General features: G+C 35.8%; 15 protein-coding genes. 2 read left to right on the forward strand and 13 right to left on the reverse strand.

Annotated features, from left to right (window positions below):
- Positions 1-11: 11 nt before the first annotated feature.
- Positions 12-935: a LacI family DNA-binding transcriptional regulator gene (locus tag P7D84_RS03455; RefSeq protein ID WP_311805025.1), complete on the forward strand. Its 924-nt coding sequence runs from the start codon at positions 12-14 to the stop codon at positions 933-935.
- 174 nt (positions 936-1,109) lie between these two features.
- Here P7D84_RS03455 and P7D84_RS03460 read toward each other — a convergent pair whose 3' ends face one another.
- The 13 genes from P7D84_RS03460 to rpsP form a co-directional block, all read right to left on the reverse strand.
- Entirely contained in the window at positions 1,110-1,709 is a 600-nt protein-coding gene (locus P7D84_RS03460; protein ID WP_376716911.1) for a PepSY domain-containing protein, read from the reverse strand.
- Between the two features lie 312 nt (positions 1,710-2,021).
- Positions 2,022-4,535 (reverse strand): sigma 54-interacting transcriptional regulator, encoded by a 2,514-nt coding sequence (locus tag P7D84_RS03465; RefSeq protein WP_311805027.1) that lies wholly within the window; start codon positions 4,533-4,535, stop codon positions 2,022-2,024.
- Positions 4,536-4,691: 156 nt separating this feature from the next.
- Positions 4,692-5,408, reverse strand: coding sequence for an HAD family hydrolase (locus P7D84_RS03470; protein ID WP_137604468.1), 717 nt, complete (start codon positions 5,406-5,408; stop codon positions 4,692-4,694).
- Positions 5,402-6,229 (reverse strand): PTS system mannose/fructose/sorbose family transporter subunit IID, encoded by an 828-nt coding sequence (locus tag P7D84_RS03475; protein ID WP_137604467.1) that lies wholly within the window; start codon positions 6,227-6,229, stop codon positions 5,402-5,404. The genes P7D84_RS03470 and P7D84_RS03475 overlap by 7 nt, the downstream gene beginning before the upstream one ends.
- A complete protein-coding gene (locus tag P7D84_RS03480) occupies positions 6,226-7,035 on the reverse strand; it encodes a PTS mannose/fructose/sorbose/N-acetylgalactosamine transporter subunit IIC (RefSeq protein WP_311805028.1) in 810 nt (269 codons plus the stop codon). The genes P7D84_RS03475 and P7D84_RS03480 overlap by 4 nt, the downstream gene beginning before the upstream one ends.
- 12 nt (positions 7,036-7,047) lie before the next feature.
- Positions 7,048-7,539, reverse strand: a complete 492-nt coding sequence (locus tag P7D84_RS03485) for a PTS sugar transporter subunit IIB (RefSeq protein ID WP_137604465.1) — start codon at positions 7,537-7,539, stop codon at positions 7,048-7,050.
- Positions 7,540-7,587: 48 nt separating this feature from the next.
- On the reverse strand, positions 7,588-8,004 hold the full coding sequence (locus P7D84_RS03490) for a PTS sugar transporter subunit IIA domain-containing protein (protein ID WP_137604464.1): 417 nt from the start codon (positions 8,002-8,004) through the stop codon (positions 7,588-7,590).
- 235 nt (positions 8,005-8,239) lie between these two features.
- On the reverse strand, positions 8,240-8,587 hold the full coding sequence (gene rplS, locus P7D84_RS03495) for a 50S ribosomal protein L19 (protein WP_137609293.1): 348 nt from the start codon (positions 8,585-8,587) through the stop codon (positions 8,240-8,242).
- A 261-nt stretch (positions 8,588-8,848) separates the two neighbouring features.
- On the reverse strand, positions 8,849-9,583 hold the full coding sequence (gene trmD / locus P7D84_RS03500) for a tRNA (guanosine(37)-N1)-methyltransferase TrmD (protein ID WP_311805030.1): 735 nt from the start codon (positions 9,581-9,583) through the stop codon (positions 8,849-8,851).
- Positions 9,573-10,097: a ribosome maturation factor RimM gene (gene rimM, locus P7D84_RS03505; protein ID WP_311805032.1), complete on the reverse strand. Its 525-nt coding sequence runs from the start codon at positions 10,095-10,097 to the stop codon at positions 9,573-9,575. The genes trmD and rimM overlap by 11 nt, the downstream gene beginning before the upstream one ends.
- Positions 10,098-10,120: 23 nt before the next feature.
- Entirely contained in the window at positions 10,121-10,954 is an 834-nt protein-coding gene (locus P7D84_RS03510; RefSeq protein ID WP_311805034.1) for a membrane lipoprotein lipid attachment site-containing protein, read from the reverse strand.
- A 79-nt stretch (positions 10,955-11,033) separates the two neighbouring features.
- Entirely contained in the window at positions 11,034-11,279 is a 246-nt protein-coding gene (locus P7D84_RS03515; protein WP_311801128.1) for a KH domain-containing protein, read from the reverse strand.
- 11 nt (positions 11,280-11,290) lie between these two features.
- Positions 11,291-11,566 (reverse strand): 30S ribosomal protein S16, encoded by a 276-nt coding sequence (gene rpsP, locus P7D84_RS03520; RefSeq protein WP_311800067.1) that lies wholly within the window; start codon positions 11,564-11,566, stop codon positions 11,291-11,293.
- A gap of 181 nt (positions 11,567-11,747) precedes the next feature.
- On the opposite strand from rpsP, the gene P7D84_RS03525 reads away from it, so the two are divergent.
- Positions 11,748-12,302 (forward strand): NADPH-dependent FMN reductase, encoded by a 555-nt coding sequence (locus P7D84_RS03525; protein ID WP_311805036.1) that lies wholly within the window; start codon positions 11,748-11,750, stop codon positions 12,300-12,302.
- Positions 12,303-12,415: the final 113 nt, after the last annotated feature.

Genomic DNA, 12,415 nt, shown 5'->3' on the forward strand with positions numbered 1-12,415 from the left:
GGTGTATTTTCATGGCAAATATCCGTGATATCGCAAAAATCACTGGTTATTCGGTCTCCACGATTTCTCGTGTCATCAATAATCATCCTTATGTGGATGAAAAAAAGCGGGAAAAAATTTTGGCAGTAATGAAAGAACTAAATTATGTCCCGAATCGATCAGCACAAAATTTAAGTTATGGCAAGACAAAAAATATCGGTGTAATCTTACCTTTTATCAACCACCCCTATTATGACCAGATGCTCAGCGGTATTATGCAAGCAGCTTTTACTCACCGCTACCGTGTCAGTTTATTGCCAACAAATTATGACCGAGAGCTTGAAAAAAACTACTTGGATGAATTTGCGATGAAAACGTATGATGGCCTGATCGTTACCACCAAATCAAATCCCATTCGCGTTTTTAAAGACTATCATCGATATGGGCCGATTATTTTTTGCGAAAATATCCCGGATGAACCTGTTAATTGTGTTTATTACAATCTTGAGAATTCTTTGCGTGAAGCGTTTCGATACTTAAAAAATCATGGAGTGAAACACTTAGGAATGACACTTGGTCGCAGCAAAAATATCAGTCATAATTCCAAAGTGACCTTGCAAATCGCCGAAGAAATTTTTCCTGGCTTTGACAGACAGAATATTTTTTGGGATTGTTGTGCCCATGATCAAGATGGTCAAAAAGCAGTTGAATTTTTTAAACAACGGACCGTTGATGGCATTTTAACAAATGGAGATGAAGTAGCTGCTGTCCTACTCACTCAGTATCATGAGAATCCCCCTTTAGTAATTGGTCGTGAAAATTTATTAATCAGCCAATTGCTTGGTTTTTCTAGTATTGATCACCATCTAGCCGAAGTCGGTCAGTCTGCTTTTGAAGCTTTTTTTTATCATAAACAAGAAAAACTTTGTATACCCCACACTTTTATTCAACGATAAACAGCTGCTCTAACACTTTTTTATCGTCAATTAAAAAAACAGAGTGGGGACAAAATTAGTCACCACTTCCGAAAGTTTGATTTCATTTATTGTATCTTCAAGATAAATCTACTTAAAAGAAAATAATCCATGCAAAAAAGTTCACGATACGTTTTCTATCGTGAACTTTCTTATTTAATCATCAATTTCAGTTTCTAACACTTCACCTGATGTTGCATCGATTTTAACTTCTGTTTCATCCTGTCCTGCTATTACCTTGACTTCCCAATACATAGTTCCTGCATCTTTGTCCAAGCTCCAGTCAACTGCTTCTCCCTTACCGACATGTTTTTCAGCAATGTCTGATACTTGTTCGATACTTAAAAGACCCTCTAAGTCTAATTTGTCTTCTGTTCTTTTGACACCATTTCTATCTTCAGCATCTAAATTTTCTTCCCGCTCTTTAGAAACAGCTTTAGTATTGGCATCTACTCGCAGTTCATATTCTTTATCATCATCGACACCTTCAATTTTATACAAATATTTTCCCAAAGATGTTTCTAAATCAATCGAAGTAATATCACTATCTGGGTAAGCTTCCTGGTAGGCTTTAATTGCATCTGCAACACTCACGTTTACGTCCGCCCTCGTTTCTCCCTCAGAGGAAACCTTAACAGATTGGCTTGTTTTTTGTGTAGAACTAGAACCGCTCGAATCATCTGAATTAGACCCACAACCTGCTAAGCCAACTAATACTACCGCTGACAAACCTACGCTGATTATTTTTTTCACTATATCCACTCCTTACTTTATAACAAATGAGTCGCTCAAAACCCCGCTCACATTTATGAATGTATACTAATCATTACATTTATCTTATAATTTGTAAAATTATTGAATTAATTTGCTGTTTAAAAAAGCATTCTTCTTTGATAAATAAAAACTCTTGATTTCTCAAGAGTTTGTGATATATCTCTAGAATTAACAACAGATTACTTGTCAAATTATACAATCAAATTTCTAAATCATTTTATAGACCACAACAATCGATAAACGTAACTAAAAACAACTTGATTTTTTTACTAACATACAGTTTATTAAACAATCTCAGCCAATCAAAATCTCATAAATAATATACAGTTCCCAGGTCGATATCTTAATCTTATAAAATTGTTCCAATGTATAAAAAATCGTTTGGACATTTTGATAGAACGGTTTGCTATTAATGCTCAGTTGGTTAATATCTTCTGGAACTGGATAGTCCTCAGCACCGAGAATGGTACGTTCTACCATTAAAGCTATGTGCATCATCAGATTAAACTTCATCTTAGCATTTAATTGCAAATTAAATCTTTTCTCACATTTTCCAACGACATCTTCTACTTGTCGAATAATAACATCTGGATTTAAAAATTCAAGCTTTTCAGAAAGGCCTTCTTTAGAAAAGAAATGAATAAATTCATTTACCAATAATGGGATGCTACTAGGATGGATTAAATTTTTCAATTGTATATTCAATTGATTTTCAGCATCTTCATCTAAAACATCAATTAGATTGATACTAGCGACAGGTGTTTTATTATCTAGGTAGGAAGTCGTCAAGATTGCTGCTGTCTCTTTTAAATATCCTTCTTCTGAATAAGCTCTTTCTAAAGTATTTACTAGTTCACTGAAGTTCAAGACTATGAGTTTAATATCAGGATTAAAATATTTTTCACAAATCGCTTTTATTTTTTTGGCAACATCTCGTCCAGAAATACTTGCAATGATAACATTTTTTTCTACCGCAAATCCTTCAAAATACTGTACATTAGTAATAAAGTCTCGTTCAGTCGTTTTGGCAATTTCATAAAAAAGATTTCCATTGACTAGTTGTTGTCCAATCTCTAGAGCGTAAGAAGTTGTTAGATTATTGATTACTAGGAGTTCTCCAAGTATCTGAGGTTTTAAACTTTTATACAATTGTGTTAATGAACCCATGTCCACCAACATAATGACTCCTTCTGATGTGTCTCTTTCTGAAAGCCAGTCATTAACTTCTGCTATAATATCTCTGGCAGAAGAAGTTAATGGCATATTGATAGCATCAAAAACATAATCTCCACACATTTTATTTGCTACAGCTTGAATACTACTTGCTGTCGTATTGCCGTGTGCGACAAGAAGTGCTTGATACCGAATTTCTTCTGAAACTTTACCGATCAACATTACTCCCAAGAAAAAAGTGACAAAGCTCTGAATTTCCATTGGTAACTTTTTAGTCAGATTTGTGACTAGAAGTGACGTTCTAGGATATTGCTTTGAGAACAGATACATTTTTTCTTCTATTTTTTGCGGAGATATTTCCTCTTTTAAAACTTGTAACAACCGACAAACAGTATCTAGCGCTTCTTTAGTCAGCATTTCATTATCAACAATCTGATGATTTTGTTTTTGAACATTTGTTTTGATATTTAATGCTAAGCTATCATTTATCAACGTCACCGTATTTTCTAAATATTGACTATCAAAAGCACGCAATTCATCCTTTAATGTAATGAAATCAGTTATTTGGAGTAATGGCGTAATTTTTTTAGCAAAAAGCGGAGTCTCTTCTACCGAGGATGTCAAATCAGACGGATAATTGATTTGAATAACAGATTGCTTGTTTTCTCCAACAAACAAGGTTTGACTATTTGGAGATACGCGTAAAGCGTCTGCGCAATCCATTCTTACCTGATTAGCTAAACTTCCAATATTTCCCGACAGCTCTTGTGTTGTTAACTCAGAAAAAACATCATTTGAGATTATGATACTTTTCTTGATTCGTTTTGATTCACGTTCAAATAAATAGTTAACGAGCTCTATCCTCTCAAAGATTGGCCGTTCGTGAAAAGTGGGCAAGTCGATAATTACAGAGATGCGGCGATAAAAGGTTGGTAATAATACCTCTTCAGGTATCTCTGTGGTGGCGAATAATAAACGTACATTTGAATGGATTAACTCTGCTTCCTCTCCAACAGGTCGGAATTTTCCAGTATCCATAAATTGAAATAGCTTTTCCTGATTTTCATGGGAAAGTCGATGAACTTCATCTAGAAATAAAACGCCATTATTTGCTTGGGCCAGAAGACCTTTCTTTTCTTTTTCTGCACCCGTAAAAGCTCCCTTAGTATGACCAAATAAAATCGAAGAGAGTAACTCAGGGTTATTGGCATAATCTGCACAATTAAATACAAAGAAATTTTGTGCCCCATTACATTTTTTTTCGTGCAGATAATCAAAGATCAACTGTGCTAAAAAACTTTTCCCCACACCACTTGCTCCATGTAAAAGAAGCGGCAGACCCAACGGTGGGTATAAAACTGCAGCTTTGCATTTTTCGATTGCCTTTTTAGCACTTCCATTACTTCCGATATATTGAGAAAAGACATCCACGTCTTCATTGTCACCCACATTTTTGAGCGACCAATATACAGGCTTTGTTCCATTTTTTTGTATTTCTTTTTGATCCAATAATTCATTTAAGTACAAACTTGTAGCTGAACGGCTTAATAAGATAGAATCAGCGATTTCTTGCGTTGTTAAAGCTTTCTTTTCAGTCAATAAATTTAATAATTGTTCACGTGTCTCTTGTCGCATCACTCGACCTCCTTCAATAAAAATACCGTATCTCAGAAAAAATGTCATTTAATTGAATATTTTTACTTAACTCATAGCACTAAAAACTATCCCAGTTAAGAGTATGATTCATTTACTCTCTGACTAGAATAGTTTTCTTAAAATTAAATGAAACTTCTATGCATTTACATTACTAGAGCTGAGTAGTCGAGACAATAAAACGATCACTGCTTCACTACTTGTTTTTGCCTCCAATACTGATAATTCTCCTTTATCAGCAAATCGATTCAACCAAATCGGTTCCCAATTAGCAGCTTGAGCAGGAATGATATCGTTGCGATAACTGTCACCTAAATAGAGTATTCTTGTTATACTTTCTGGTATCTTAGCAGCTACTTTTTGAAAACAACTCACATTAGGTTTAGCATCTCCTAATGATTCCGAAATGAACTGCCACTTTGGATCAATGAAACGGCTAAGTTCTAATTGATCCAATTTAGCTTGTTGTTGTCGAGTAAATCCATTCGTTAAAACACCACAAAAAATATCTGCTCTTTTTAAAACTTGTAAAAGAATAGTCATTTCGGCAGATAATGTCTGCTTACTTTGACACTCATGGTAATAATTATCTAAATCGATAATCTTTGAATCATTAGTTACTTCCAATTTTTTTAAAATAGATAGCCATCGATTGTAATTATGAACTATTTGCCCTTCGTGATATTGTTGATAAATCTCCTCACTATGATGACGAAAATCACGATATAGTTGCATAAAATAATTTTCATCAAACGAAAGATTTGGAAAAAATTTTTTTATTGTACATTTGAATGCAGCATAATTATCTAGTAATGTGTCATCGATATCGAAAAAAACAGCATTTTTCTTTAACATATACCTAACAGTCCTAATACTATTCCTAAAAGCATGATCCCAAACATCACCATATTCACATTTACTTTTTTTCGTAATAGCCAAAATGCAAATAATGTTACAGCTAAGGGAACAATCCCTACAAATAATTGATCAAGATAATCTTGAATCTTCATTACTTCCTTACTACCTTTTACACTAACTTCTAAAATTGTTTTGAATTTAACATTTGAAGCAGTCATTGATCCCATCATCATCAGACCTAACATGCTAGAAGCTTTCGTCAGTATTTTCATACCACCTGATTCATACATCCGTTGAATAAAACTTGCCCCAACAGAATAGCCACTATATAACGCATAATAATGAATTAGAAATGCAGGGATATTATAAATGAGTAGAAACATAACCGCACCTAAAGGGGAACCAGTAGCAGCTAAAGAGATTCCTATCCCAGCTGCAATCACTCGTAAGATTCCCCAGAAAAATGAATCGCCAATTCCAGAGATTGGTCCCATTAGGGATGCTTTAACCGCTGTAATTGAACTAGGATCAAAGTGGTCGTCTTCACTATTTTGTTTTTCCATTGAAGCAACGAGTCCCATAATAAAATTATTTATATGCATTGTGGCATTAAACCAAGTTGTATGGCGAACAATTGCTGTTGCACGATCCTCTTTTGTTTTATAAAAACGATTAATGACAGGTAACAACGTATAGATTACTCCAACAGCGTGATATTGAGTTGCTCCTGTACGACTTGCATTCATTGTCCATGAACGCCAGAAAACAGAGCGCATCATTTTCTTTTCTTCTTTAGTTAAATTTTCTTGGAATTTCATGCGAAAAAGTCCTCCTCTTCTTCAGTTTTGGTCATGGAACCAGTATGATGATTTCCAGTACCATTACTCATATCTCTAATTTCCAAGTCGCGTTGTGCACTAATAACACAAATAACTACACCAATAACAGCAACTGCTACAGCTGGTAACTGAACATAGGCAGTTAGAACAAATCCTAGGATATAAAAAACTGCTAGTTTGTTGTCCCATAATAATTTCAGTAACATTGCAAACCCAACAGCAGGTAATAACCCCCCAGCAGCGCTAAGTCCGTTCATTAAATTTTGTGGAATATTTTCAACAAATGTATTTACTGGTCCACTACCCGCTAATATTCCGATAAACGAGATTGATGCAATAATTAAGTAATAAATTACCCAAGTACCATAATGAAGTGTGACGATCATTTTTTGGTTATTTTCTCGTGCAGCCTTGTCTAGGACTGGGGCAAAAATATTCATAAAGACATTTTTAAGAAACATTACAACAAACGCTGCTAACATTCCAATTGGTACTGCTAACGTCATCGCTGCATTTTGTTCCACGTTAGAAATAATTGCAAAAGTTGTTGCTAGTGTGGTCGCAGTTACTGGTTCTGCTGCTATTACCCCTCCAATATTTACATTTCCTAGAAAAACCGCTTCTAATGACGCTCCCATTAAAATACCTATTTTCATATCGCCCATTAGAATACCTGTTACAAGACCTACTACTAATGGACGTTCCATCATACTCTGTCCAGTTAAATAGTTTCCGGCAAAACAGATGAACACTGCTAAAGCCGCCATCGTTGCATGCATTAACATATTGTTTTCCTCCTATTTCAAAGCTTCTTTTAAACTCAATTGTGGATTCGTCGGCAAAACTTGATTGTAACTATTCACACGCTCCAAGCGAGATAATTCTTTTGCTGCAGCTAACTCATCCGGATTCAGCTGTACGCTAGGAAAGACCATTGTCTTAGTTTTTGGATCAGATTTGTCAAATCGTCCAGCATTTGCTACATTTACTGTTGCTAAATTTTCAACATTTTGAGCAATTTTGTTTGCATCTGATACACTATTTACAATGACAAAAATACGTTTATCAGCCCCTCTTGGATCATTAAATACTTTAATTGCATCATCTACTGAACGAATCAATAACTTCATACCATTTGGTACTGCCATTTTTAAAGTCATTTGCATAACCTCATTTTTTGCTGCCTCATCATTTGCAACTACTAATAATGGGGCATTTAATTCTTTTGTCCACACCACAGCCACTTGCCCATGAATCAAGCGATCATCCACACGAATTTGAGTTATCATTATATTTTCCTCCTTAGTTTTCTACTGTCTAATTATTACTTTCATATATTAAAAAAATGTTTCTTCTTTAGGTAATTGTGTCGTTACTAAACGGACTTGACTTTCATTGATTGCTTCATTGATAGTCTGTTGTGTAAAAATTTCTTTTTCTGGTGCCAAAACTAAAGTTAAAATAATAGCTAGATTGCTATTAGAGATAACAAAAATTTGGTCTTTTTTACTCATCATAAGTTTTGTTACGACCTTTTGATTGACACTACCTCCAAACAAATCAGTAAAAATCACGCCTTGTTCATTTTCTCCAACAGATTCAATAAATTCTTCGATGAGCGGCGTATAATCCTCATCAGTTAAATATGCATCAACTATGTTAAGTTCTGCCCCTTTATCTGCTAGAATTGTCAAGGAGCTTTGAAAGCCACTTGCTAGTTGCCCATGTGTTGCAACCAGGAATCTTTTTTTCATATTTATCACCTCACTTTATTATAAGCAAATACTGTGCCAAAAATAAAAGAAGTGGAAATGATGCACTATTGCACCTTTTCCACTCCTTTTATATCTGTTTAAACAGATTATTTTATTTTTAAACACATTGATTTATTGACAGAAATATCAGTATTGAAAGTTAGTTCTATATATTTAAACAAAAGAAAAAAAGCCCTTGATATACAAGGGCTTAAATCTATCGAATAACAATTGATTAACGACGGATTTCTTTGATACGAGCTGCTTTTCCGTGTAATGCACGTAAGTAGTAAAGTTTTGCACGACGTACTTTACCATAACGAACGACTTCAATTTTTGCAACACGTGGAGTGTGTAGCGGATACGTACGTTCCACACCAACACCGTTAGAGATTTTACGTACAGTATAAGTTTCGCTGATACCAGCTCCGCGACGTTTGATAACTACGCCTTCGAATAATTGGATACGTTCGCGAGTTCCTTCAACAACTTTCGCATGAACGCGAACAGTGTCCCCAGGACGGAATGCTGGGATGTCAGTACGTAATTGTTCTTGAGTTAAAGCTTCGATTAATGGATTCATTTTATCATTCTCCTAATTTCCAAACAATCTTAGGGCAGATTCCCTAGCGGATTATCGTAATAGATGAGTTTTACACTCACCTAAACATTTTACCAGAGGAATACTCATCTGTAAAGATAAATTTCTTGTCAGAAGTATTTGACGAATCGATTCACTGGTTCTCCTTCATTTGTTGATTATGCAAAGAAAGAGCGATTTACAATTGTTGTTTTTTACACTGATTTTAGCATTCTACTACAAAATCACAGACTTTTTTGTCTTTTACTGTTCTTCTTTAATCTCAGCTAAAAGTTTCTCCATCTCAGGAGTTAATTCTGCTTTTTCCAACATATCTGGCCGACGTAGATACGTTCGGCGCAATGATTCTTTTAACTGCCATTCTTCGATCAAACGATGGTTTCCATTCATTAGTACTTCCGGGACACCCATACCTTTAAATTCTGCTGGACGAGTATATTGGGGATGTTCTAATAAACCAGTCGAATGAGAATCCGTTTTAGCTGAGGTTTGATTTCCTAAAACGTCAGGCAACAAACGGACTGTGGCATCGATCATTACCATTGCACCAAGTTCGCCGCCGGTCAATACATAGTCACCTAAAGAAACTTCATCGGTTACTAGTGAGCGAATTCGCTCATCATAACCTTCATAGTGTCCGCAAATGAATACTAGTTGTTCTTCTTGTGAAAATTTTTCTGCCATTTTCTGATTAAATGGTTTTCCAGCAGGATCAAGTAAAATCACTCGTTTTTTCTGATCACCAGTTTCAGCTTCGATCGCTTTTAAGTTGTCATAGATTGGCTGAACTTTTAATAGCATTCCTGCTCCGCCGCCATAAGGGTAATCATCTACTTGTTTATGTTTATTATCAGAAAATTGGCGGAAATCATGAACGTTGATCTCAAGCAAATTTTTTTCAACTGCTTTTCCGATAATGGATTCTCCTAATGGTCCTTCAATCATTTTAGGAAAAAGAGTCAAGACATCAATCCGCATCGTCTAACAGTCCTTCTGGTATTTCGATGTGAACGACCCCTTCAACTAGATCGATGTCTTTTACTACAGAGGCGATATAAGGGATCAGTGCATCTTTTTGACCTTTACGTTTTACGACCCAGACATCATTGGCTCCCGGTGAGAGAATTTCAGTAATTTTACCAATCTCTTTATCATCTTTATCGACGACAGTCAGACCAATGATCTCGTGGTAGTAATATTCATGTTCATTCAATTCACTTAATTGTTTTTCTGAGATTTTTAAGATGCCATCACGGAAAGGTTCGACTAGATTGATGTTTCCATAGCCTTCAAAACTAAGTAAATCAAAGTTTTTATGTCTGCGATAACTGGCGATGGTTAAAGATAAAACTTCTTGATTTTCTCGAAATAAGAAAACTTGTTCACCTACTTGATAACGTTCTTCCGCGAAATCTGTAGTAGAAATCACTCGAACTTCCCCACGAATCCCGTGAGTATTGACGATTTTCCCGACTTTATAATAATTAGTCACTTATTTTCCTCTTTCTGCTTGTTCTATTTAGTCATTGAGACAGCCATTTTTAAACTGCTCATTGAATCAGCATTCATGATTGTATACACGGTTTGATTGTCTTGCCAAACCACTTGATTTGCTTGATAGTCACTTGGTGTCACTCGAAAAGAAATCTGTCCCACTTCATGCGGAATAGGTAAAAAAGCTCTTTCCAAATATTCAACCGTTTGTTTTGCTAACGGGAGCGGACTTTCCTGCTCAAGATTATTTGCTTGTACTGCTAAACTCCAATTGCCTTCTTGCCACATCAAGAAACTAGAACCAGCTCCTGCCGTCTGATAGCCTGTGATATCATATCCTAGATCGACCGGCTGACCATTTGGATCGTAGGTCTGTCCGACCTCATCTTGGGCTGCTTCTTTTGTACTGAAAATCTTGCGTTGAAATTGAGCAATCGGTGATTGACCATTTAATATTGGATCATTTAATGGAGTAGCTTTTTCAACAACGTAATAAGTAACTGTCAGTAGCTGGGACTCTTCAGAAACAGCGATCCCAATCGGTTTTCCTCCACTAATAGTTGCGGGATCAGGAAATCTTTCATTAGGATAGTTGGCTTGTAATTCTTCCATCGCTGATAATGCATGGTTTTCATGGGACGAATTCGTTTGGCTTGACTCGTTTTGTGGTTTAGTCTGAGTAACTGAAGTTGTGTTAGCTGTGGAACTATTTTTAGTTGAACTTGATGTGCTTTGTTTTGAATGATCCGTTGTTACAATCGTAGAATCTGCGGTGTTCTCTTTTGAATCATTATTTTCTGAGTTACAGGCAGCTAATACAAACAATGCACTAAACAACAACAAATATTTTTTCATGATGGACCACCTCCATCTACAGTCTACCGTATTTCTAACGAAAAAACACTCGAATCAAACCGACTCGAGTGTTCTCACTTTATTTACCATCCACGATGTTGAGACGAATTTTTTTCGGTCCATTCGTCCGAACACTATACACGATCGTACGGATCGCTTTTGCTACTCGGCCTTGTTTTCCGATGATTCTGCCGATGTCTTCAGGCGCAACCGTTAAGTTGTACTCTAAAAAATCATTAGATTCTTCGATCTCTAACTTCACTTCTGCAGGTTTTGTCACCAAAGGATGAACAATTGTTAACACAAGGTTCGTTAAATCTTGCATAATTGATCACCTTATTTCTTAGCGAATTTAGCTTCGTGGTGTTTTTGCATGATGCCTTCTTTAGAAAGAATGTTACGAACTGTATCAGAAGGTTGTGCACCTTTTTGTAACCAGTTTAAAACATTTTCTTCTTTTAACACGACTTCTGCAGGGTTTTTCAAAGGATTGTAAGTACCCACAGTTTCGATAAAACGTCCATCACGAGGAGAACGAGAATCAGCAACAACGATACGGTAGAAAGGTTTCTTTTTAGAACCCATACGTTTCAAGCGAATTTTAACTGCCATTGTATAACTACACCTCCATATAATTAATCACAAGATGTAGTTTAACACGCCTTGAGTTTGCTGTAAAGAGTTTTTTCTTTACAGCTCTTTTTTTCTTGAAAAGCATATCTTTTGCGCTACTTACTTATTTTTCGTAAGATGTATTTATAACATAACTGTACTAGGAAGCGGAGGAATTGTAATGACAAAAACAATTGGTATCTTGGTTGGTAGTCTGCGTAAAGATTCATACAACAAAATCGTTGCTAAACAATTTGCTGAATTATTACCAGAGGGTTTTGAAGCTAAATTTATCAAATTTGATGATCTTCCATTTTACAATGAAGACTTAGAAGTAGAAGGTTCTGTTCCTGAAGCGTGGACACGTTTTCGTAACGAGGTCGGCGAAGTTGATGGCTTGTTCTTCGTATCTCCTGAATATAACCGTTCAGTTCCAGCTGTATTAAAAAATGCGTTAGATGTCGGTTCTCGTCCAATGGGCAGCAGTGTCTGGGGCGGCAAGCCTGGTTTGGTCGTAACAGTATCTCCTGGCGGACCTGGTGGATTCGGAGCAAATCATGCATTGCGTCAATCGTTGGTCTTCTTAGATGTGCCAACCCTGCAGCAACCTGAAGCGTATATTGGTGGCATCATGAGCTTAGTTGATAGTGATGGACATATTGCCGACGGAACAGTGTCATTCTTTAAAACAATCACCGATAAATACATCGAATTTTTTAACAAATTAACTAAATAGTTCTATCTGAAAAAGCTGTAGAAAATAGTCATCCAATGGATCCTATCTACAGCTTTTTTAATTCATCGTTTTTCCAAATTTTCCTTGTGTTATACTTAATCAGACTACAGATT

Origin of the sequence: Enterococcus dongliensis (genome assembly GCF_031927985.1) — a bacterium.
Taxonomy (GTDB): domain Bacteria; phylum Bacillota; class Bacilli; order Lactobacillales; family Enterococcaceae; genus Enterococcus_A; species Enterococcus_A dongliensis.